This is a genomic window from Pseudocitrobacter sp. 2023LY-00077 (genome assembly GCF_055796175.1).
This window is the reverse complement of sequence record NZ_JBSPEI010000009.1, coordinates 13,341-35,137: the sequence shown is the minus strand read 5'-3', so window position 1 is coordinate 35,137 and position 21,797 is coordinate 13,341. Positions and strand designations below refer to the sequence as shown.

Sequence of the window (21,797 nt, the reverse complement as noted above, 5' to 3'; positions counted from 1 at the left end):
GATTTAGAAGCTGGCGTTACGCGGCGTTCTTGGGAATGCAATCACGTCACGGACGTTTTGTACGCCAGTTACATAGGCAATCAGACGTTCGAAGCCCAGACCGAAACCGGAGTGCGGTACGGTGCCGTAACGACGCAGATCGCGGTACCACCAGTAATCTTCTTTGTTCAGACCCATCTCTGCCATGCGGGCATCCAGCACGTCCAGACGCTCTTCACGCTGTGAACCACCGATGATTTCGCCGATACCCGGGGCCAGCACGTCCATTGCCGCAACGGTTTTACCGTCGTCGTTAAGACGCATGTAGAATGCCTTGATCTCTTTCGGATAGTTTTTCACCACCACCGGCGCTTTGAAGTGTTTCTCAGCAAGATAGCGTTCATGCTCGGAAGAGAGGTCAACGCCCCAGTAAACCGGGTTTTCGAAGGTCTGGCCGCAGTTTTCGAGGATGGTGACCGCGTCGGTGTAATCCACCTGCGCGAAATCCGCCTCGATAAAGCGTTGCAGACGTTCAATGGCTTCTTTATCCACGCGTTCAGCGAAGAATTTCATGTCGTCCATACGTTCTTCAAGGACCGCTTTGAAGACATATTTCAACATGGCTTCCGCCAGCGCGGCGTTATCTTCCAGATCGGCAAAAGCGACTTCCGGCTCCAGCATCCAGAACTCGGCCAGGTGGCGGCTGGTGTTGGAGTTTTCAGCGCGGAAGGTCGGGCCGAAGGTGTAGATTTTTGACAGCGCGCAGGCGTAGGTTTCGCCGTTCAGCTGGCCGGAAACGGTCAGGAAAGACTCTTTACCGAAGAAGTCTTTATCGAAATCGACTTTCCCCTGGTCGTTACGCGGCAGGTTTTCCATATCCAGCGTGGAGACGCGGAACATTTCGCCAGCGCCTTCGGTATCGGATGCGGTAATCAGCGGGGTGGACACCCAGAAGAAACCCTGCTCATCGAAGAAGCGGTGCAGCGCCTGTGCCAGCGTATGGCGAACACGTGCCACCGCGCCAATCAGGTTGGTGCGCGGACGCAGGTGCGCTACTTCACGCAGGTATTCGATGCTGTGACGTTTAGCCGCCATCGGGTAGGTATCCGGATCTTCCACCCAACCGGTCACTTCCACGCTTGTCGCCTGAATTTCGAAGCTCTGGCCCTGGCCCTGAGACGCCACGACTTTACCGGTGACGACCACGGAGCAACCGGTGGTCAGACGCAGGATTTCCTGATTGTAATTGGGCAGAGAATTATTAATAACGGCCTGTACAGGATCAAAGCAGGAACCGTCATAGACGGCGAGGAAGGAAAAGCCAGCTTTTGAATCTCGGCGAGTACGTACCCATCCGCGCACGGTGACTTCGCTGTCAACGGCGGCACGGCCCTGGAGTACGTCGGCTACAGGCACAACGCTCATAATAGTCTCTCTGTTAAGTTGTCCAATAAAGAATAAGTTGCTCCCTAAAAAGGGAGATATCTATGTTACCTGTCATCCGCCATCAGACAAGCAGATTTCGCACTGTGAAGGGGAGAATTCAGAAATTAATAAAGAAGAAGGGAGCCGAATGGCTCCCTTTGGTGATTAACTCGCCTTTTTGACCTGTGGCAGGTCGAAGGCTTTACGCAATGCGCGAACGAACGCCTTGTCGTGACAGATGGTTTTCCCTGGGCTGTCAGAGAGTTTCGCCACCGGCTTACCGTTACATTCCACCAGTTTAATAACAATATTCAGTGGTTTTACCTGGGGGATGTCGCAGGTAAGACGGGTACCAATACCGAAGCTCAGGTTCACGCGCGAAGAGAAGTGACGATAGAGGTCGACCGCTTTGGGCAAATCGAGATTATCGGAGAACACCAGCACTTTGCTGTGCGGGTCGATTCCCAGTTTCTCATAGTGGGCAATCGCTTTTTCGCCCCATTCAACCGGATCGCCCGAATCGTGGCGTAGCCCCTGATAACGGGTCGCAAATTCCGGCCCGAAATCGCGCAGGAAGGCGTCCATGGTGATGCAGTCGGTGAGCGCGATCCCCAGTTGGTCTGGATACTCGGCAAGCCAGGCCGCCAGTGCCGCACGCTGGCTGGTCGCCAGGTCGGGGCTGATTTGCTGATGCGCCTGGAACCACTCGTGCGCCTGTGTACCCATTGGGGTAAGGTCGAGACGACGCGCGAGATCGTAGTTGCTGGTACCGGTGAACCACGGCTCCTGCTGGAGACGTTTGACGATCGCTTCCTGCACCTGTCGGGAGAAACGACGACGGGTACCGAAATCCATCAGACGGAACGCGGACATATCAAGGTCTGCGGTCATGCGCGTGAAATCAGTGAGTTTATGCTCAAGCATTTCAAGCGCCTGCGGTACACCTTCTTCCGGGGAACGGTAGCGATGAACCAGCTCGCTTATCACCGCCAGTAGCGGCACTTCCCACATAATGACTTCACGCCACGGGCCATCGAGCCGAATGTTCAGCTTGCCGTTATCGTTGGTGACGGTCACCTGTTGCGGGTCGTAGCGAAAATCGCGCAGCCAGGTCAGGTAATCTTCTTTAAAGAAGGGCAGCCCGGAAAGCCAGTGATATTCCTCATCACTGAGCCTCAGCGAGCGCATAGCGTCTACCTGTTCCCGAATGGCATCAGCATAAATGCCCAGCAGATCGTCACCACGGCAGCGGAATTCCGCCGCGACGTTTACGTCGTAGTAGTGGTGAAACACCGCCTGCTGCATGTGCAGTTTGTAGGCATCCGTATCAAGCAACGAATGCAGAACAGGAGTCACGAATTGAGTCATGGTGCGCAATAGCATCCTCTCACAGGAGCGTTTAGTAAAATAAACAACAGGGAGATTAGCAGGAGTATACCTTGTTTATTCATTTATTGAACCCCGATCACATCATAAGGCCTGCTAAGGGGCTAGGGCATTTCGTGCCAATGTGTTATCCAAATGTAGCAATTTTTGGTATTTGTCTGGAAAAGATGAAGATTCTGCGTAGCGCGATTTAAACAACAGGAATAGACTGGATACGACATTTTACAAACGACGCTAAAGGTTTTTTATGACACAACAGCCCCAAGCCAAGTACCGCCACGACTACCGTGCGCCGGACTACCTGATCAGTGATATCGACCTGGCCTTTGACCTGGATGCCGCAAAAACCGTCGTGACGGCCCAAAGCCAGGTTTCCCGTCATGCAGCGTCCGATGTGCCGCTACGTCTGGATGGCGAAGATTTAACGCTTATTTCCGTACACGTGAACGGCGAGCAGTGGACGAACTATAAAGAAGAAGAGAAGCAGCTGGTTATCAGCGGTTTGCCAGAGCGTTTTACGCTGCTAATTGTGAACGAAATCAGCCCGGCGTCGAATACCGCGCTGGAAGGGCTTTACCAGTCTGGCGAAGCGCTGTGTACGCAATGCGAGGCGGAAGGTTTCCGTCACATCACTTATTATCTCGATCGCCCGGACGTTCTGGCGCGTTTCACCACCAAAATTACCGCCGATAAAGCGAAGTATCCGTTCCTGCTGTCTAACGGCAACCGCGTAGCGCAAGGCGAGCTGGATAATGGCCGTCACTGGGTGCAGTGGCAGGATCCGTTCCCGAAACCATGCTACCTCTTTGCGCTGGTGGCGGGCGACTTCGATGTTCTGCGCGATACTTTTACCACCCGTTCCGGTCGTCAGGTGGCGCTGGAGCTGTTTGTCGATCGCGGCAACCTTGACCGCGCGCCGTGGGCGATGACTTCGCTGCAAAATTCCATGAAGTGGGATGAGGAGCGTTTCGGCCTCGAATATGACCTCGACATCTATATGATTGTCGCCGTTGACTTCTTTAATATGGGCGCGATGGAGAATAAAGGTCTCAACATCTTTAACTCCAAATATGTGCTGGCGCGTACCGACACCGCGACGGATAAAGATTATCTCGATATCGAGCGCGTGATTGGCCACGAATATTTCCATAACTGGACCGGGAACCGCGTCACCTGCCGCGACTGGTTCCAGCTCAGCCTGAAAGAAGGCTTAACCGTTTTCCGCGACCAGGAGTTCAGCTCCGACCTCGGTTCGCGCGCGGTGAATCGCATCAATAACGTGCGTACTATGCGCGGGTTGCAGTTTGCAGAAGATGCCAGCCCAATGGCGCATCCGATTCGCCCGGATAGTGTTATTGAGATGAACAACTTCTATACCCTGACCGTGTATGAGAAGGGCGCGGAAGTGATTCGCATGCTGCATACCCTGCTGGGGGAAGCGAATTTCCAGAAAGGGATGCAGCTCTACTTCGAACGTCACGATGGTAGTGCCGCGACCTGTGATGATTTTGTGCAGGCGATGGAGGATGCCTCCAACGTTGACCTGTCGCATTTCCGTCGCTGGTACAGCCAGTCTGGTACGCCAATCGTCAGCGTGCATGATGATTACAACCCGGAAACCGAGCAGTACACGCTGACCATTAGCCAGCGTACGCCGGCGACGGCAGAGCAGCAGGAAAAACAGCCGCTGCATATTCCGTTCGATATCGAACTGTATGATAACGAAGGGAAGGTGATCCCGTTGCAGAAAGACGGGCATCCGGTCCATAACGTGCTGAACGTCACTCAGGCAGAGCAGACCTTTGTCTTCGATAACGTTTACTTCCAGCCGGTGCCGTCGCTGCTGCGCGAGTTTTCAGCACCCGTTAAGCTGGAATATAAATGGAGCGATCAGCAGTTAACCTTCCTGATGCGCCATGCCCGTAACGACTTCTCTCGTTGGGATGCGGCGCAAAGCCTGCTGGCCAACTACATCAAGATTAACGTCAACCGTCACCAGCAGAATCAGCCGCTGTCGCTGCCGGTTCACGTGGCTGATGCGTTCCGCGCCATCCTGCTGGATGAGAAAATCGACCCGGCGCTGGCGGCTGAAATTCTGACGCTGCCGTCCGCCAATGAAATTGCGGAACTGTTCGATGTTATCGACCCAATCGCCATCGCTGCCGTTCGCGAAGCGCTGACCCGCACGCTGGCTAATGAGCTGGCGGATGAGTTCCTGGTTATCTATAACGCCAACAAATTGCCGAGCTATCGCGTTGAGCATGAAGATATCGGCAAGCGTTCACTGCGTAATACTTGCCTGCGCTATCTGGCGTTTGGCGAGCGCGAACTGGCGGATAAACTGGTGCGCCAGCAATATCATCAGGCCGACAATATGACTGATGCGCTGGCGGCGTTAGCGGCATCCGTAGCGGCAGAGCTGCCGTGCCGCGATGCGCTGATGCAGGAGTACGATGACAAATGGCATCAGGATGGCCTGGTGATGGACAAATGGTTCATTCTGCAAGCCACCAGCCCGGCGGATAACGTGCTGGAAACGGTGCGCAAGCTGTTGAATCACCGCTCATTCACCATGAACAACCCGAACCGTCTGCGTTCGTTGATTGGCGCGTTTGCCAGCAGCAACCCGGCCGCGTTCCACGCGCTGGACGGTAGCGGCTATCAGTTCCTGGTTGAGATGCTGACAGAACTCAACAGCCGTAACCCGCAGGTGGCGTCACGTCTGATTGAGCCGCTGATCCGCCTGAAACGCTATGATGCAAAACGTCAGGCGATGATGCGTGCGGCGCTGGAACAGCTGAAAGGGCTGGAGAATCTTTCCGGGGATCTGTACGAGAAGATTACCAAAGCGTTAGCGTAACAACAGTGCCGGATGGCGCTTCGCTTATTCGGCCTGGAATGACATTCTCTGGTAGGCCGGGTAAGGCGTAGCCGCCACCCGGCTTTTTTTACGCATGTTCAAACTGCTCATGAAACGCCGGAACACGAATATCACGGCGGTGAAGGGCTTGCCAGAATGTCTCCAGCGCACTGTCCAGACGGCCCTGCAAATTTGGGCTGAACTGAGGCTTATGCTGGTAATCCGTAACCTGACTGTCGTCGGCAAACACGCCATGCAGGATCTCCTGCGCTTTCAACGCGCTCAGTACCGGTTTCAGCGCGTAATCCACCGCCAGCATATGAGCAACCGTACCGCCTGTGGCTAATGGCAGCACCACTTTCCCCTCCAGCGCACGTTCGGGCAGCAGATCCAGCAGCGTTTTTAACGCACCGGAAAATGATGCTTTATAAATCGGCGTGGCAACGATTAAACCATCGGCCTGCGCTAGTTGCTCGGTCAATGTTTTCAGCGCCGGGCTGTCAAAACGTGCATAAAGCAGATCTTCTGGCTCGAAATTTTGCAAATGCCAGTGGCAAACCTCAACATCCACCGCCGCCAGTTTTTCACGGGCGTACTCCAGCAATGCGCTGGAACGTGAAGGGAAGCGTGGGCTTCCCGCTAAGGTGATGACGCGCATACACTCTCCTTATAACAAAATGTGGTTATTTATCTAACATTGATAACATTAAGGAGGAGTCTCGCAGACCCCCGAACGAACGCTAAATAATTTTTCTGCGGTTCGATTGCCGAAAAACGCATATGCGTGGCGTCGTACAAGGGCGGGGGAGAGAAAGAAGAAGGTCTCCTGGGAAAACGATTGCGTTTAATACGCTTTTTTTGCCGCAGGTCAATTCCCTTTCTGTGCGGGATAGCACATAATACGCCCCCGGTTTGCACACCGGGAATCCAGGAGAGTTCATGTACTACCCCTTCGTTCGTAAAGCCCTTTTCCAGCTCGATCCTGAGCGCGCTCATGAATTTACTTTTCAATCATTACGCCGGGTAACCGGAACGCCGTTTGAAGCGCTGGTTCGCCAGAAAGTGCCTTCAAAACCGGTGAGCTGTATGGGATTGACCTTCAAAAATCCGCTGGGTCTGGCGGCAGGTCTGGACAAAAATGGCGAGTGCATTGATGCGCTCGGTGCGATGGGTTTTGGTTCGATCGAAATCGGCACCGTCACACCGCGCCCACAGCCGGGGAACGATAAGCCGAGGATCTTCCGTCTGGTTGATGCCGAAGGTTTGATCAACCGTATGGGCTTTAATAACCTGGGTGTTGATAACCTGGTTGAGAACGTTAAAAAAGCACATTTCGACGGCGTTCTGGGTATTAATATCGGTAAAAATAAAGATACGCCGGTTGAGCAGGGTAAAGATGACTATCTGATTTGTATGGAAAAAATCTATGCCTACGCCGGATATATTGCCATCAATATCTCGTCGCCAAATACCCCAGGGCTGCGTACGCTGCAATATGGTGATGCGCTGGACGATCTGCTTTCCAGTATTAAAAATAAGCAGACTGAGCTTCAGGCGAAACACCATAAATATGTTCCTGTGGCGGTGAAGATCGCGCCGGATCTTTCTGTTGAAGAGTTGATCCAGGTTGCCGATAGTTTAGTTCGCCATAATATTGATGGGGTGATCGCCACCAATACCACATTGGATCGTTCTCTGGTTCAGGGGATGAAAAATTGCGATGAAATCGGTGGTCTGAGTGGTCGTCCATTGCAATTAAAAAGCACCGAAATTATCCGTATGCTCTCCGGCGAATTAAACGGGCGCTTGCCTATTATTGGCGTAGGCGGAATTGACTCCGTTATCGCCGCCCGCGAGAAGGTGGCAGCCGGGGCGACGCTGGTGCAGATCTATTCCGGGTTTATTTTTAAAGGCCCGCCGCTGATTAAAGAAATCGTTACCCACATCTAATCTTTTATCTCATTATGTGAACCAGGGCTTTATTTTAAGCCCTGGTTGCTTTATATTTCCTCATTGTTGCTTATTTAAACATTTTAGTCTTTTATTATTTAGGCAGTAAAAACGACGCGGGAAAGATTACACAGCAAACGGATGCTGAAATGAGGGGAGCGGACAATGCGAATTAAACCAGACGATAACTGGCGTTGGTATTATGATGAAGAGCACGATCGTATGATGCTCGATTTAGCCAATGGCATGTTGTTCCGTTCGCGTTTTGCTCGCCGGATGTTAACTCCCGATGCCTTCGACCCTACCGGATTCTGCGTTGACGACGCGGCGCTCTATTTCTCCTTTGAAGAAAAATGCCGCGACCTCGAACTCTCTAAAGAACATCGCGCTGAACTCATTCTTAATGCGCTGGTGGCGATTCGCTTCCTGAAGCCGCAAATGCCGAAAAGCTGGCATTTCCGCGCCCATGGCGATTGCTGGTCTCCGGTGACGGGGGATGCGGCGAGCGTTTGGCTGAGCGATACCGATCAACAGGTCAATCTGCTGGTGGTGGAGCCGGGTGATAACGCCGCGCTGTGTCTGCTGGCGCAGCCAGGGCTGGTGCTGGCCGGGCGAACGATGCAGTTGGGCGATGCTATCAAAGTGATGAATGACAGGCTGCAACCCCAGCCAGGCCTGGCGGGTTACAGCCTGGAGCAGGCGGTTTAACTTCGCAATTTCAACGCGGTTTTTGGCACACAGCTACAGCACAGTATGGTGCCATCGTTACCAATCGCGCTCTTCTTGAGCGGGCTCACTTCACCTTCTTCCAGCGTAATGCGGCAGCTTCCGCAAATTCCGGCGCGGCAGGAGTAGGGAATACGAATTCCCTGCTGTTCGAGCTGTTCCAGTAACACCTGCTGGTTATTCCCGTTAAAGGTTTGTCCCTGCCAACTGATATCGACTTTGGTGGCCGCGTTATCTTCAACGGCTAACGTGTCGTCATCTGCGCCCGCGCCGTACAGTTTGCCAGGCCCGGTGGCGAGGACTTCCACTTCATCGCCCACACGAACCACGCCGCTGTTGCGCGGGATCAGGTTCTGGCCGAAATCGACGTCGCCGTTATCCTGCGCGGTGCGGAAAGACTGCAGCGTGTGCAGCGGTTCGCCGGCCGGATGTTTCTGCCCTTTTTCCGGGCTAATGGTGGTAAAAATGCAGCGGCTGCACGGCTTCACCACGTCAAAGACCACCTCGCCAATGCGCAGGGTTTTCCAGCTGTCTTCTTCCCACGCCTGTGCGCCGGTTACCACCAGATTCGGACGGAACTGTTCCATCCTGACGCTGGCAGGGCAGCGCTGCTGTAAATCGCGCAGCGAGGCTTCGTTGGTCAGCAGGTAGGGGAAACCATCGGCAAAGGAAAGCGGCACCGCGTCGTGACGTTTTACCCGACGCGTGAGCGTGTCGCCAAGCCAGCGCAGCTGCACATCGCGTTTAAAGAACGGTGACAGCCATTGATTGATCGCATCCGGGGCGATATGGGCGGTAAAATGGTTGCCCCACACCTCCGTCGGCTCAGCCTGTGCAGTGAAATCGACAAAACGCACCAGCGCGCTACTGCCGTCAGGAGCCGTAAGATGCAGACCGTCGCGGAGAATCGCGGGGGTGAAGCGCACCATCGGCGGGTACTGTCGCGCGGTGATAAACGTGCCATCGGGTTCGGTCACCATAAAGATGCGGTCGAACGCCATTCCGCTGATATCCGCGAAGGCGTGAGTGAGCCCGATACCCCTCATGGATTTCACCGGGTGAATGAAAAGTCGCGATAACGTCAGCATGACGCATTCCCTGAGTCAGAAATAAGCCTTTAACTTTATGACATGGGGCCGAGATTGGCTATAATGCGCAACAATTTTCTGCAAGTAAAAGTGATGATATGAATTCTCTGTTTGCCAGTACGGCCCGTGGGCTGGAAGAGCTGTTAAAAACTGAACTGGAAGGTCTGGGCGCGCAAGAGTGCAAAGTAACCCAGGGTGGGGTCCATTTTCAGGGAGACACGCGCCTTCTTTATCAAAGCCTGATGTGGAGTCGCCTGGCGTCGCGCATCATGATGCCGCTGGGCGAGTGCAGTGTCTGGAGCGATCTGGACCTCTATCTCGGCGTGCAGGCGATCAACTGGACGGAGATCTTCACCCCGAACGCCACTTTTGCCGTGAGCTTTAACGGGCTGAACGATGAGATCCGTAACAGCCAGTACGGTGCGCTGAAAGTAAAAGACGCCATCGTCGATGCCTTTACGCGCAAGAATTTGCCGCGCCCGAATGTCGATCGTGAAAATCCGGACCTGCGCATCAACGTGCGATTGAACAAAGAGAAGGCGTTTATCTCTCTCGATCTGAGCGGTGAGGGCCTGCATCTGCGCGGCTACCGCGATCGTACCGGTCTGGCGCCAATCAAAGAAAACCTCGCGGCGGCGATTGTCATGCGTTCTGGCTGGGTGCCGGGTACGCCAATGCTCGATCCGATGTGTGGTTCCGGTACGCTGCTGATTGAAGCGGCGATGTGGGCGACCGATCGCGCGCCGGGGCTGCATCGCGGCCACTGGGGCTTTGGCGGCTGGGCGCAGCACGACGACGCAATCTGGCAGGAAGTGAAAGCCGATGCGCAAACCCGCGCACGGGCAGGCCTTGCGGCTTATGAATCCCGTTTTTACGGCTCTGATACCGACCGTCGCGTAGTGGAAATTGCGCGCAGTAACGCCCGTCGCGCCGGTATTGGCGAGCTGATTACCTTCGAACAAAAGGATGTGGCGCAGCTGAGCAATCCGCTGCCGAAAGGCCCGTACGGGACCGTTATCAGCAACCCGCCATACGGCGAGCGTCTGGAGAGCGAACCGGCGCTGATTGCCCTGCACAGCCTGCTGGGCCGCATCATGAAAAACCAGTTTGGCGGCTGGAATCTGTCGCTGTTTAGCGCCTCGCCGGAACTGCTGAGCTGCGTGTCGCTGCGTGCTGAACGCCAGTTTAAAGCCAAAAACGGCCCGCTGGATTGTATCCAGAAGAACTATCACGTGTCGGAAAGCACCGGCGAAGTGAAGGCTACCGTCGCGGAAGACTATGCCAACCGTCTGCGCAAAAATCTCAAGAAACTTGAGAAGTGGGCGAAGCAGGAAGGTATTGAGTGCTATCGTCTGTACGATGCCGATCTGCCGGAGTATAACGTGGCGGTGGATCGCTACGCCGACTGGGTCGTCGTGCAGGAATATGCGCCGCCGAAAACCGTTGATGCGCACAAAGCACGTCAGCGCCTGTTTGATATTATTGCCGCAACCATCGCCGTGCTGGGCATCGCGCCAAACAAGCTGGTGCTGAAAACCCGTGAGCGCCAGAAAGGCAAAAATCAGTACGAGAAAATGAACGAGAAGGGCGACTTCATGGAGGTGAGCGAATATAACGCCCGCCTGTGGGTTAACCTGACCGACTACCTCGATACTGGCCTGTTCCTCGACCACCGCATCGCCCGTCGCATGCTGGGTCAGATGAGTAAAGGCAAAGATTTCCTTAACCTCTTCTCCTACACCGGTAGCGCCAGCGTGCACGCGGGCCTCGGCGGTGCGCGTTCCACGACCACGGTCGATATGTCGCGCACCTACCTCGAGTGGGCCGAGCGCAACCTGCGTCTGAATGGCCTGACCGGTCGCGCTCATCGCCTGATGCAGGCGGATGTGCTTGCCTGGCTGCGCGATACCGACGAACAGTTCGACGTGATCTTCATCGATCCGCCGACCTTCTCCAACTCAAAACGTATGGAAGATGCGTTTGATGTTCAGCGCGATCACCTGCGCCTGATGAAAGACCTGAAGCGTCTGCTGCGTAAGGGCGGCACCATCATGTTCTCGAACAACAAACGCGGTTTCCGTATGGATCACGACGGCCTGGCCGAACTGGGACTGAAAGCACAAGACATTACCCATAAAACACAGTCTCAGGATTTCGCCCGTAACCGTCAGATCCACAACTGCTGGCTGATTACCGCAGCCTGAAAGGAATAAAGAATGTCATTAATTAGTATGCATGGTGCGTGGCTGTCGTTCAGCGATGCGCCACTCCTCGACAATGCTGAACTGCATATCGAAGATAACGAACGTGTCTGTCTGGTTGGCCGTAACGGCGCGGGCAAATCGACGCTGATGAAGATCCTGAACCGCGAGCAGGGTCTGGACGACGGGCGCATCATTTACGAACAGGACCTGGTTGTGGCGCGTCTGCAACAGGACCCGCCGCGCAACGTGCAGGGCAGCGTGTATGATTTCGTCGCTGAAGGCATTGAAGAACAAGCGGTTTACCTGAAGCGTTATCACGATGTCTCGCATCTGGTCATGACCGACCCGAGCGATAAGAATTTACAGGAGCTGGCGAAAATTCAGGAACAGCTGGATCACCATGGCCTGTGGCAGCTTGAAAACCGCATTAACGAGGTGCTGGCGCAGTTAGGCCTCGAACCTGATATGGAGCTGGCATCGCTTTCTGGCGGCTGGCTGCGTAAGGCGGCGTTAGGGCGTGCGCTGGTCAGCGCGCCGCGCGTGCTGCTGCTTGACGAACCAACGAACCACCTCGATATCGAAACTATCGACTGGCTGGAAGGGTTCCTGAAGACATTTAAAGGCACCATTATTTTCATCTCGCACGACCGTTCGTTTATCCGCAATATGGCCACCCGTATTGTCGATCTCGATCGCGGTAAGCTGGTCACCTATCCGGGTAACTACGATCAGTACCTCATCGAAAAAGAAGAGGCACTGCGTGTTGAAGATCTGCAAAACGCCGAGTTCGACCGCAAACTGGCGCAGGAAGAAGTGTGGATCCGTCAGGGCATCAAAGCGCGTCGTACCCGTAACGAAGGCCGTGTTCGCGCACTGAAAGCGATGCGTAATGAACGTAGCGCCCGACGTGAAGTGATGGGCAGCGCCAAAATGCAGGTCGAAGAAGCATCTCGCTCCGGTAAAATTGTCTTTGAAATGGAAGATGTTAACTACCAGGTTGACGGCAAAGTGCTGGTGAAAGATTTCTCCGCTCAGGTGCAGCGTAGCGATAAAATCGCGCTGATTGGCCCGAACGGCTGCGGTAAAACCACGCTGCTGAAACTGATGCTGGGTCAGTTACAGGCCGACAGTGGTCGAATTCATGTCGGTACCAAGCTGGAAGTGGCTTACTTCGATCAGCACCGCGCAGAGCTGGACCCGGATAAAACGGTGATGGACAACCTGGCGGAAGGCAAACAGGAAGTGATGGTGAATGGTAAACCTCGCCACATCCTGGGTTATTTACAGGACTTCCTGTTCCATCCGAAACGCGCCATGACGCCGGTGCGTGCGCTTTCCGGTGGTGAGCGTAACCGTCTGTTGCTTGCTCGATTATTCCTAAAACCCAGCAACCTGTTGATTCTCGATGAACCGACCAACGACCTGGATGTCGAAACGCTCGAACTGCTGGAAGAGCTGATTGATGGTTATCAGGGCACCGTTTTGCTGGTCAGCCACGATCGTCAATTTGTTGATAACACAGTCACCGAGTGCTGGATCTTCGAAGGCAACGGTAAAATTGGTCAGTATGTCGGCGGTTATCACGATGCGCGCGGGCAACAGAGCCAATCACAGGCGCAAAAACAAGCTATTGTTAAGAAAACAGCCGAAGCGACGCAGTCGAAAGCAGAAACTGTTAAGCGAACCAGTACCAAACTAAGCTATAACCTGCAGCGCGAGCTGGAGCAGCTTCCGCAAAAGCTGGAAGAGCTGGAAGCGAATCTGGAATCGTTGCAGGCACAGGTTGCTGATGCCTCCTTCTTCAGCCAGCCGCACGACCATACGCAAAAAGTGTTGTCTGATTTGACGCAGGCCGAGCAGGCGTTAGAAGAGGCGTTTGAACGCTGGGAATATCTGGAAGCGTTAAAAAACGGTGCCTGATACCGAGGAGTTTTCATGTGCGATCAACATCATGCCGCGCGGCATATTCTGTGCCGTCAATGTGACATGCTGGTGGCGTTGCCGCACCTTGAACATCGACATAAAGCGGAGTGCCCACGCTGCGGCACGACGCTGACCACCGTATGGGACGAGCCGAGAACCCGTCCCACTGCTTATGCCATTGTCGCACTTTTCATGCTGGTGCTGGCGAACCTCTTCCCCTTTATTTATATGAAGGTAGCTGGGGTTAACAGCGAGATTGAGCTGCTGGAAATTCCGCGCGTGCTGTTTACCGAGGACTACGCCAGCCTGGGCACCTTCTTTATGCTGTTTGTGCAGCTGGTGCCTGCCTTTTGCCTGGTCACCGTTTTATTGCTGGTGAATCGGGTAAAAATGTCGGTCAGTGTGAAGGCCTATCTCGCCAGAATCCTCTTTCAGCTGAAATCCTGGGGCATGGCAGAAATCTTTCTCGCGGGTGTGCTGGTCAGTTTCGTGAAGCTGATGGCCTATGGTGATATTGGAATTGGCAGCAGTTTCATTCCCTGGTGTCTTTTCTGCATCCTGCAATTGCGCACTTTCCAGTGCGTCGATCGCCGCTGGTTATGGGACGACATTGCCCCGATGCCGGTGCTTAAAACTGAACCCCAGCCCGGTGTGACGGGGATTCGCCAGGGGCTGCGTTCGTGCGCGTGTTGCACCGCCATTTTGCCTGCTGATGAACACGTTTGTCCGCGCTGTCACTCAAAAGGATACGTGCGCCGCAAAAACAGCCTGCAATGGACGATGGCGCTGCTGGTCACTTCTATCATTCTTTATCTTCCGGCGAATATTCTGCCGATCATGATTACCGATCTGTTGGGCGACAAAATGCCCTCGACGATCCTCGCCGGGGTGATTTTGCTGTGGAGCGAAGGTTCCTACCCGGTGGCGATGGTTATTTTTATTGCCAGTATTATGGTACCGACGCTGAAGATGATTGCCATCGCGTGGCTGTGCTGGGATGCGAAAGGGCATGGCCGTCGCGACAGCGAGCGCATGCATCTGATTTATGAGGTGGTGGAATTCGTCGGCCGCTGGTCGATGATCGATGTTTTTGTAATAGCAGTGCTTTCTGCATTAGTAAGAATGGGCGGACTGATGAACATCTACCCGGCGATGGGCGCACTGATGTTTGCGCTGGTCGTGATAATGACCATGTTTTCCGCAATGACCTTTGACCCTCGACTGTCGTGGGATCGGGATCCGGAATCAAGCCATGAGGAATCGTAATAGCATGGAAACGAAGAGTGGGGAGGCCAAAGTGCAGAAGGTGAAGAACTGGTCTCCGGTCTGGATCTTCCCGATTGTCACTGCGCTGATTGGTGCATGGATCTTGTTTTACCACTACAGCCACCAGGGGCCGGAGGTGACGCTCATCACCACCAATGCCGAGGGAATTGAAGGCGGTAAAACCACGATTAAAAGTCGTAGCGTTGACGTGGGCGTGGTGGAAAGCACTACGCTGACGGACGATCTCACGCACGTGGAAATTAAAGCGCGCCTGAATGCCGGTATGGAAAAACTGTTGCACAAAGACTCCGTTTTCTGGGTCGTCAAACCGCAGGTTGGGCGTGAAGGGATCAGCGGCTTAGGCACACTGCTTTCGGGGGCCTATATTGAGCTGCAGCCGGGCAACAAAGGCGGGAGAGAGGAGGATTACCAACTCCTCGACCAGCCGCCGCTGGCGCCGCCGGATGCGAAAGGCATTCGCGTGATCCTCGACAGCAAAAAAGCCGGGCAGCTGAATCCGGGCGATCCGGTTCTGTTCCGTGGTTACCGCGTCGGATCCGTCGAAACCAGTACCTTTGATGCGCAGAAACGCGCCATCAGTTACCAGCTGTTTATCACCGCGCCAAACGATCGTCTGGTGACCAGTAACGTTCGCTTCTGGAAAGACAGCGGCGTAGCGGTCGATCTGACCTCTGCCGGGATGCGCGTAGAGATGGGCTCGCTCACCACGCTGTTTAGCGGCGGTGTCAGTTTTGACGTGCCGGAAGGGCTGGATCTCGGTCAGCCGGTGACAGAAAAAAGCGCATTCCGCCTCTATGACGATCAAAAAAGTATTCAGGACTCTCTCTATACCGAGCACCTTGATTACCTGATGTTCTTCAAAGATTCCGTACGTGGCCTGCAACCCGGCGCGCCCGTTGAGTTCCGCGGTATTCGCCTGGGAACGGTCGGTCAGGTGCCATTTGATGTGAAAGGTCTGCGTCAGGCGCTGAACAACGACTATCGTATTCCGGTGCTGATCCGTATCGAACCAGAACGTCTGGCAAATCAGCTGGGCGAACACCCGGATCTGGGCAAACATCTTGAAGAGCTGATGAAACGTGGCCTGCGCGGCTCGCTTAAAACCGGTAACCTGGTGACCGGCGCGCTGTATGTTGACATGGACTTCTATCCGAAAGAGCCGCAGATGACCGGTATCCGTGAGTTTAGCGGTTATCAGATTATCCCGACCGTGAGTGGCGGCCTGGCGCAGATCCAGCAGCGTCTGATGGATACGCTGGACAAATTCAACAACTTGCCGCTGAATCCGATGATCGAGCAGGCGACCAATACGTTGACCGAAAGCCAGCGCACTATGCGTCAGCTGCAAACGACGCTGGATAATCTGAATAAGATAACGGCCAGCCAGTCGATGCAGCAATTGCCGGAAGACATGCAGAAAACGCTGCGCGAGCTGAATCGCAGTATGCAGGGCTTCCAGCCGGGATCGGCTGCTTACAACAAAATGGTCGCGGATATGCAACGTCTGGATCAGGTGCTGCGTGAGCTGCAACCGGTTCTGAAAACGCTTAACGAGAAGAGTAACGCGCTGGTGTTTGAAGCGAAGGATAAAAAAGATCCAGAGCCTAAGAGGGCGAAACAATGAAAAAATGGATAGTGCTGGCGGCGGCCTGCCTGCTGGCAGCCTGTAGCAGCAGCAGTGAGAATAAAACCTACTATCAGCTGCCGGTGGACAAAGGCACGGTGCAAAACAGCGCCAGCTCCGGCAGCCGTCTGCTGTGGGTAGAGCAGGTCTCGGTTCCGGATTACCTCGCCGGGAGCGGCGTGGTGTATCAGACCAGCGACGTGCAGTATGTGATTGCCAGCAATAACCTGTGGGCCAGCCCGCTTGACCAACAGCTGCGTACCACGCTTATCGCCAACCTGAGCAACCAGTTGCCAGGTTGGGTGATTGCGTCGCAACCCCTGGGCCACGATCAGGACACGCTCAACGTGTCGGTGAATGGCTTCCACGGGCGCTATGATGGGAAAGTCATTGTCAGCGGCGAATGGCTGCTGAACCATCAGGGGCAGCTGATTAAGCGTCCGTTCCACATTGAACTGGCGCAGCAGAAAGATGGTTATGATGAGATGGTGAAAATGCTGGCGCAAGCCTGGAGCCAGGAAGCGGTCTCGATTGCCCGCTCTCTCAATCAGCAACTATAAGTAGAATTAATAGTACTTAAGACCGTCGTGGGTGCGAAATCCACGGCGGTTTTTTTGTTTTTATGCTCAGCAGGTTAGTTGTCCCGCCTCACATTTTTTGTACAAATGAACTCTTGGGTAGCTCACAAATATGACACTGGCGTGAATTTTGCGCATTGACGATCGTGATGATTCAGGTTATTCGTAATGTGTGGTTGCACACTTTGTAATCACTGTTTTCATTTCCACCAGATAAAAGTAATGAGGGAAACGAGGCATGAAGAGACAAAAACGAGATCGCCTGGAACGGGCACATCAGCGTGGGTATCAGGCCGGTATTGCCGGTAAGTCGAAGGAGATTTGTCCTTACCAGACGTTAAATCAACGTTCACACTGGCTCGGAGGCTGGCGAGAAGCCATGGAGGACAGGACAGTTATCGCCTGACGCTGTCTCTTTAGAAGAAACCTCCGCTATGCGGAGGTTTCGCGTTAATACGAGGTCTTAGAACGCAGAAGTATCCTGGAACAACCCAACCTTCAGGTCGTTAGCGGTATAGATCAGACGACCATCAACCAGCACTTCGCCATCCGCCAGGCCCATGATCAGACGACGGTTAACGATGCGTTTGAAGTGAATACGGTAGGTCACTTTCTTCGCGGTCGGCAGAACCTGACCGGTGAATTTTACTTCACCCACGCCCAACGCACGGCCTTTGCCTTCACCGCCAAGCCAGCCAAGATAGAAGCCTACCAGCTGCCACATGGCGTCCAGACCCAGACAGCCTGGCATCACCGGGTCGCCGATGAAGTGGCAACCGAAGAACCACAGATCCGGGTTGATATCGAGCTCTGCTTCAACATAGCCCTTATCAAAATTGCCGCCCGTTTCGGTCATTTTAACGACACGATCCATCATCAGCATGCTAGGGGCTGGCAACTGCGGGCCTTTCGCGCCAAACAGTTCACCGCGACCAGAGGCAAGAAGATCTTCTTTTGTATAAGATTCGCGTTTATCTACCATGTTTTCAGTAAGCCTTATTTTGAGTTCGGGACGCAGGATAGCTAACACGTGTACGCTGAACAAGTCCGATCAGTTCGAATTGAACCAGCCCAGCCAGCGCAATGGCCACGGATAACGATGCCGCGCGTCGGGCTGTGAGGCCTGCGCGATACGTTCCTGAATCGTTTGCAACAAATTCGTCTGCCCTTCAGCATCCCAGTTCAACTGGGTGAGAAGCGGCAGGGCCTCGGTCACATCATCGACCGCCCAGATAGAAAATTGTCCGGCTTCAACCGCTTCCTGAACATCCATGGACAAACTCAAATGGCGCACGTTGGCGTTGGGAATAATCACGCCCTGTTTGCCGTTCAAGCCACGCTGTTGACAGATAGTAAAGAAGCCTTCGATTTTTTCATTTAGACCGCCAACCGGCTGCGCACGTCCAAACTGATCGACGGAACCGGTGATGGCGATGCTTTGATTGATAGGTACGCCGGAAAGGGCGCTTATCAAGGCGCACAGCTCAGCCATGGACGCGCTATCGCCATCCACTTCGCTGTAGGACTGTTCAAAGGTTAACGATGCAGAGAACGGGATCTGTTGATCGAGTTCGAGTTCCGACATCAGAAACGCCTGCATGATCATCATGCCTTTAGCGTGAATATTGCCGCCAAGCTCGGCTTTGCGTTCGATATCCGTGAATTCGCCGTCACCGATGTGCACGACGCAGCTGATGCGAGAAGGTTCACCAAAGGCGCGCGGGTGGCCAGGGAATTCAATCACCGACAGGGCGTTAATCTGCCCGACACACTCACCTTCGGTTTCAATCAGAATCTGCTCAAGCAGGATCTCGTCCTGCATCCGTTCGGCCAGATAACCTTCGCGCCACTGACGCTGTTCGAGCATGGTTTTGAGCTGCTCGTCGCCAATGGTTTCACCTTCGCAGAACGGCGCAGTTTCGCGCAACTGGCGGCTAATCCACAGCGGACAAAGCGGCAGCGTTTCCTGATCGCCGGTGTAGCGAGCGCCTTCCTGAATCAGACGCGGCCAGGCATCGGCCGCGAGCATCGGCAGGTTTGCATCACGCGCGACCTGCTGAACCCACTGACACCACTGTTTTATGGTCTCTTCATCGGTGAGCTGCAAATTGTCTTCATACTCGCAGTAGAGCGATTTTTCAGCCAGTTCAGGTTCCATTTCCTGGAAATCGGCCAGCGCATCACGATCGCCAACCAGCATCACTTTCAGCGACAGCGGCATGGAAGGAATCGTGACGGGTAACGGTCGTGACTCATCAAAGGATAGCCACTCAAAACGCTGTTGGGTCACCTGCGATTTTAGACGCATCCACAGCAGGGGCTGAGCCAGTAATGCGCGCAGAGAGAGAATGAGTACGCCACCGTTGGCTTTGTGCACCAGACCAGGCTGAAGCGAAATATCGCCATTAAACTGACGCACGCAGCCGAACAGTTGCTCGGCTTCCACCCAGTCGGCAAAAATGACCGGGCCAGAGCTCGCGAAATTATCATCCGGCGATGTTGCCGGAGAGACGCTGACCTGGCCTGCGGCGATGGTATAGTTCACGCCGGTCAGGAGAGACGCTGTATCGCCACGCAAGGCGAAGGTCGTGTTGTTAAGCAGTTGCAGGTACGCTTTTTCTTCTGGCGCTTTCACCAGTAAAAAGTCGCTGACGCCCTGAGGGTGCAGAAACTGCTCCAGAGCATAGTGCAAACGAGCCTGCAGCTCGCTGAATAAGGATTCATTAACTGACGAGATTTCAGGCAGTGTAAATAGCGCCTGGTACGCATCAGTCGCAGGGGCAAGGTCGCGCCGGGAAAGAGTATTTATGGTCAAAGTCGCTATTTTTAGTCAGATGTAAAGCGCGAGATTATACCTTATGCCGCAGGGAAGCTCACGGAGAATAGGGCGGTTATTCTGATATCGCCGACATTGTCTTCACACTCACTGATTTCTTCTCAGCACATTGGCAAAAAACTGATATCCTGAAAAGAGTTACACGGTCACCTTGGGATCGCAATGAAATATCAACAACTGGAAAATCTTGAGAGCGGGTGGAAGTGGAAGTACCTGGTGAAGAAGCACCGGGAAGGCGAACCGATCACCCGTTACATTGAAACCAGCGCCGCGCAGGAAGCGGTTGATCTCCTGCTGAAACTTGAGCATGAGCCGGTACAGGTGAATGAGTGGATTGCACAGAATATAAATCCCGGCCTGGTGAACCGCATGAAGCAGACGATTCGCGCGCGCCGCAAACGTCATTTTAACGCCGAGCATCAGCATACGCGTAAGAAGTCGATAGATCTGGAATTCGCCGTCTGGCAGCGTCTGGCAGGCCTGGCTCAGCGCCGCGGCAAAACGCTCTCAGAAACCATTGTGCAGCTGATTGAAGACGCGGAAAACAAAGAGAAATATGCCTCGAAGATGAGCACTCTGAAGCAGGATTTACAGGCGCTATTAGGCAAAGAATAATCGTTTAAACCTTTTCTTCAGGCCAAAAAAAACCCCGCATCGCGGGGTTTTTTCATAAGACGATAACTTAAGCCTGCGGCTGAGCTACAACGTCTTTGATGCCTTTAACTTCGATCTCTACGCGACGATCCGGGGCCAGGCAGTCGATCAGTGCAGCGCGAGCTTTCACGTTGTCACAGGTGTTGCCGGTAACCGGGTTGGATTCGCCCATGCCACGTGCAGAGATTTTGTCAGAAGGAATACCTTTAGAGATCAGGTAATCAACAACGGACTGAGCACGTTTCTCGGACAGACCCTGGTTGTAAGCGTCAGAACCGATGCGGTCAGTGAAGCCCAGAACAACTACGGAACCGTCTTTCGGATCCAGGTTGCTCAGCTGGCTGTACATCTGATCCAGAGCCTGCTGGCCTTCTGGTTTCAGAGTTGCTTTGTTGAAGTTGAACAGAACGTCAGACTTCAGAGTGAAGTGTTTGGTCTGTACTTCTGGAGCCGGAGCCGGAGCCGGTGCAACTACTGGAGCTGCATCTTCCTGCTGGCCGAAACGGTAGGAAACACCTACGCTCAGCAGGCCGTTGTCCGGACGACCACCAACGGTGTTCGCGTCACCGATGTTGTTAGTCCACTGGTATTCCAGACGGGTAGCGATGTCACGGGTAACCGCGTATTCAACGCCGCCAGCGAATACTGGGGATACGCCAGTGTCGTGGTCTTTGAAGCCGTCGTTGTTTTTAGCGTCTGCACGCCAAACCATACCACCCAGACGAGTGTAGATGTCCAGATCGTCAGTGATTGGGTAACCCAGTTTAGCGGTCAGCTGAACGCCCTGAGCTTTGAAAGCACCGTTCTGCTCGCTGCCTTTGTACGGCATACGGCCTAACCAGTCATAACCCATTTCGAAACCAACGTACGGGTTAACCTGATAACCACCGAAGGCACCAGCGCCCAGTTGGCTTTCATGGGTCGGACCGTTGTTGTTGATCTGGTTGTTGCCGACATCGTGGAACTGAGACCAGCCCAGTTTAGCACCAGTATACCAGGTGTTATCTTTCGGAGCGGCCTGCGCTACGGTAGCGAAACCAGCCAGTGCCACTGCAATCGCGATAGCTGTCTTTTTCATTTTTTGCGCCTCGTTATCATCCAAAATTTGCCATGAAAATCTAAAAGACTCACGGTTAAATCCTTCACCGGGGGCGTGACTTATTAATTACTCAGCAGATCTCTGCGGCGTAAGCTGATCACCCCTGGCGATGTAAAGTCTACAACGTAGTTGGAAACTTACAAGTGTGAACTCCGTCAGGCATATGAAAAAAAAGGGG

17 protein-coding genes are annotated in these 21,797 nt (G+C 53.9%); 10 read left to right on the top strand and 7 right to left on the bottom strand.

The features are described 5' to 3' along the window. Nucleotides 1–3: 3 nt before the first annotated feature. Nucleotides 4–1,404: an asparagine--tRNA ligase gene (asnS, locus tag ACWWFX_RS12985; protein WP_149461526.1), complete on the bottom strand. Its 1,401-nt coding sequence runs from the start codon at nucleotides 1,402–1,404 to the stop codon at nucleotides 4–6. A 165-nt stretch (nucleotides 1,405–1,569) separates the two neighbouring features. Beyond that, the gene (pncB, locus tag ACWWFX_RS12980; RefSeq protein WP_473223979.1) at nucleotides 1,570–2,772 is read right to left on the bottom strand and encodes a nicotinate phosphoribosyltransferase; all 1,203 of its coding nucleotides are present in this window, start codon (nucleotides 2,770–2,772) and stop codon (nucleotides 1,570–1,572) included. Between the two features lie 265 nt (nucleotides 2,773–3,037). Between pncB and pepN the strand changes: the two genes are divergently transcribed. Then, nucleotides 3,038–5,650: an aminopeptidase N gene (gene pepN, locus ACWWFX_RS12975; protein ID WP_473223978.1), complete on the top strand. Its 2,613-nt coding sequence runs from the start codon at nucleotides 3,038–3,040 to the stop codon at nucleotides 5,648–5,650. A gap of 88 nt (nucleotides 5,651–5,738) precedes the next feature. On the opposite strand, the gene ssuE is transcribed toward pepN, so the two are convergent. Then, a complete protein-coding gene (gene ssuE, locus ACWWFX_RS12970; RefSeq protein ID WP_473223977.1) occupies nucleotides 5,739–6,308 on the bottom strand; it encodes an NADPH-dependent FMN reductase in 570 nt (189 codons plus the stop codon). A gap of 281 nt (nucleotides 6,309–6,589) precedes the next feature. Here ssuE and pyrD point away from each other — a divergent pair, with 281 nt between their 5' ends. Beyond that, complete coding sequence (gene pyrD, locus ACWWFX_RS12965) at nucleotides 6,590–7,600, top strand: quinone-dependent dihydroorotate dehydrogenase (protein ID WP_276217925.1); 1,011 nt, start codon at nucleotides 6,590–6,592, stop codon at nucleotides 7,598–7,600. 165 nt (nucleotides 7,601–7,765) lie between these two features. Then, a complete protein-coding gene (gene zapC, locus ACWWFX_RS12960; RefSeq protein WP_276217923.1) occupies nucleotides 7,766–8,308 on the top strand; it encodes a cell division protein ZapC in 543 nt (180 codons plus the stop codon). On the opposite strand, the gene ACWWFX_RS12955 is transcribed toward zapC, so the two are convergent. Continuing rightward, the gene (locus ACWWFX_RS12955; RefSeq protein ID WP_473223976.1) at nucleotides 8,305–9,414 is read right to left on the bottom strand and encodes a YcbX family protein; all 1,110 of its coding nucleotides are present in this window, start codon (nucleotides 9,412–9,414) and stop codon (nucleotides 8,305–8,307) included. The two genes, zapC and ACWWFX_RS12955, sit on opposite strands and share 4 nt — an antisense overlap. A 98-nt stretch (nucleotides 9,415–9,512) precedes the next feature. Between ACWWFX_RS12955 and rlmKL the strand changes: the two genes are divergently transcribed. From rlmKL to rmf, 6 genes are all read left to right on the top strand, one after another. After that, the gene (rlmKL, locus tag ACWWFX_RS12950) at nucleotides 9,513–11,618 is read left to right on the top strand and encodes a bifunctional 23S rRNA (guanine(2069)-N(7))-methyltransferase RlmK/23S rRNA (guanine(2445)-N(2))-methyltransferase RlmL (protein WP_473223975.1); all 2,106 of its coding nucleotides are present in this window, start codon (nucleotides 9,513–9,515) and stop codon (nucleotides 11,616–11,618) included. A gap of 12 nt (nucleotides 11,619–11,630) precedes the next feature. Next, nucleotides 11,631–13,538 carry an ABC transporter ATP-binding protein gene (locus tag ACWWFX_RS12945; RefSeq protein ID WP_231827809.1) on the top strand — a complete coding sequence of 636 codons (1,908 nt, stop codon included), beginning with the start codon at nucleotides 11,631–11,633 and terminating at the stop codon, nucleotides 13,536–13,538. Between the two features lie 15 nt (nucleotides 13,539–13,553). Next, entirely contained in the window at nucleotides 13,554–14,807 is a 1,254-nt protein-coding gene (gene pqiA, locus ACWWFX_RS12940; protein WP_276217916.1) for a membrane integrity-associated transporter subunit PqiA, read from the top strand. Between the two features lie 4 nt (nucleotides 14,808–14,811). Further along, nucleotides 14,812–16,452, top strand: a complete 1,641-nt coding sequence (gene pqiB / locus ACWWFX_RS12935; RefSeq protein ID WP_276217913.1) for an intermembrane transport protein PqiB — start codon at nucleotides 14,812–14,814, stop codon at nucleotides 16,450–16,452. Beyond that, nucleotides 16,449–17,012: a membrane integrity-associated transporter subunit PqiC gene (gene pqiC / locus ACWWFX_RS12930; RefSeq protein ID WP_276217910.1), complete on the top strand. Its 564-nt coding sequence runs from the start codon at nucleotides 16,449–16,451 to the stop codon at nucleotides 17,010–17,012. Before pqiB ends, pqiC begins: the two co-directional genes overlap by 4 nt. A 256-nt stretch (nucleotides 17,013–17,268) precedes the next feature. Then, nucleotides 17,269–17,436, top strand: coding sequence for a ribosome modulation factor (rmf, locus tag ACWWFX_RS12925; protein WP_015965056.1), 168 nt, complete (start codon nucleotides 17,269–17,271; stop codon nucleotides 17,434–17,436). Nucleotides 17,437–17,493: 57 nt separating this feature from the next. On the opposite strand, the gene fabA is transcribed toward rmf, so the two are convergent. Both fabA and ACWWFX_RS12915 read right to left on the bottom strand, forming a co-directional pair. Beyond that, nucleotides 17,494–18,012: a bifunctional 3-hydroxydecanoyl-ACP dehydratase/trans-2-decenoyl-ACP isomerase gene (fabA, locus tag ACWWFX_RS12920; RefSeq protein WP_010429339.1), complete on the bottom strand. Its 519-nt coding sequence runs from the start codon at nucleotides 18,010–18,012 to the stop codon at nucleotides 17,494–17,496. A gap of 69 nt (nucleotides 18,013–18,081) precedes the next feature. Further along, the gene (locus tag ACWWFX_RS12915; RefSeq protein ID WP_473223974.1) at nucleotides 18,082–19,845 is read right to left on the bottom strand and encodes an AAA family ATPase; all 1,764 of its coding nucleotides are present in this window, start codon (nucleotides 19,843–19,845) and stop codon (nucleotides 18,082–18,084) included. A 183-nt stretch (nucleotides 19,846–20,028) separates the two neighbouring features. Between ACWWFX_RS12915 and matP the strand changes: the two genes are divergently transcribed. After that, entirely contained in the window at nucleotides 20,029–20,481 is a 453-nt protein-coding gene (gene matP, locus ACWWFX_RS12910; protein WP_015965054.1) for a macrodomain Ter protein MatP, read from the top strand. 67 nt (nucleotides 20,482–20,548) lie between these two features. On the opposite strand, the gene ompA is transcribed toward matP, so the two are convergent. Further along, complete coding sequence (ompA, locus tag ACWWFX_RS12905; RefSeq protein ID WP_231827805.1) at nucleotides 20,549–21,598, bottom strand: porin OmpA; 1,050 nt, start codon at nucleotides 21,596–21,598, stop codon at nucleotides 20,549–20,551. Nucleotides 21,599–21,797 lie beyond the last annotated feature (199 nt).

Bases quoted from the DNA above. Each gene is read 5' to 3' on its own strand.
- asnS (WP_149461526.1), bottom strand. From the start codon at position 1,404: ATGAGCGTTGTGCCTGTAGCCGACGTACTCCAGGGCCGTGCCGCCGTT.
- pncB (WP_473223979.1), bottom strand. From the start codon at position 2,772: ATGACTCAATTCGTGACTCCTGTTCTGCATTCGTTGCTTGATACGGAT.
- pepN (WP_473223978.1), top strand. From the start codon at position 3,038: ATGACACAACAGCCCCAAGCCAAGTACCGCCACGACTACCGTGCGCCG.
- ssuE (WP_473223977.1), bottom strand. From the start codon at position 6,308: ATGCGCGTCATCACCTTAGCGGGAAGCCCACGCTTCCCTTCACGTTCC.
- pyrD (WP_276217925.1), top strand. From the start codon at position 6,590: ATGTACTACCCCTTCGTTCGTAAAGCCCTTTTCCAGCTCGATCCTGAG.
- zapC (WP_276217923.1), top strand. From the start codon at position 7,766: ATGCGAATTAAACCAGACGATAACTGGCGTTGGTATTATGATGAAGAG.
- ACWWFX_RS12955 (WP_473223976.1), bottom strand. From the start codon at position 9,414: ATGCTGACGTTATCGCGACTTTTCATTCACCCGGTGAAATCCATGAGG.
- rlmKL (WP_473223975.1), top strand. From the start codon at position 9,513: ATGAATTCTCTGTTTGCCAGTACGGCCCGTGGGCTGGAAGAGCTGTTA.
- ACWWFX_RS12945 (WP_231827809.1), top strand. From the start codon at position 11,631: ATGTCATTAATTAGTATGCATGGTGCGTGGCTGTCGTTCAGCGATGCG.
- pqiA (WP_276217916.1), top strand. From the start codon at position 13,554: ATGTGCGATCAACATCATGCCGCGCGGCATATTCTGTGCCGTCAATGT.
- pqiB (WP_276217913.1), top strand. From the start codon at position 14,812: ATGGAAACGAAGAGTGGGGAGGCCAAAGTGCAGAAGGTGAAGAACTGG.
- pqiC (WP_276217910.1), top strand. From the start codon at position 16,449: ATGAAAAAATGGATAGTGCTGGCGGCGGCCTGCCTGCTGGCAGCCTGT.
- rmf (WP_015965056.1), top strand. From the start codon at position 17,269: ATGAAGAGACAAAAACGAGATCGCCTGGAACGGGCACATCAGCGTGGG.
- fabA (WP_010429339.1), bottom strand. From the start codon at position 18,012: ATGGTAGATAAACGCGAATCTTATACAAAAGAAGATCTTCTTGCCTCT.
- matP (WP_015965054.1), top strand. From the start codon at position 20,029: ATGAAATATCAACAACTGGAAAATCTTGAGAGCGGGTGGAAGTGGAAG.
- ompA (WP_231827805.1), bottom strand. From the start codon at position 21,598: ATGAAAAAGACAGCTATCGCGATTGCAGTGGCACTGGCTGGTTTCGCT.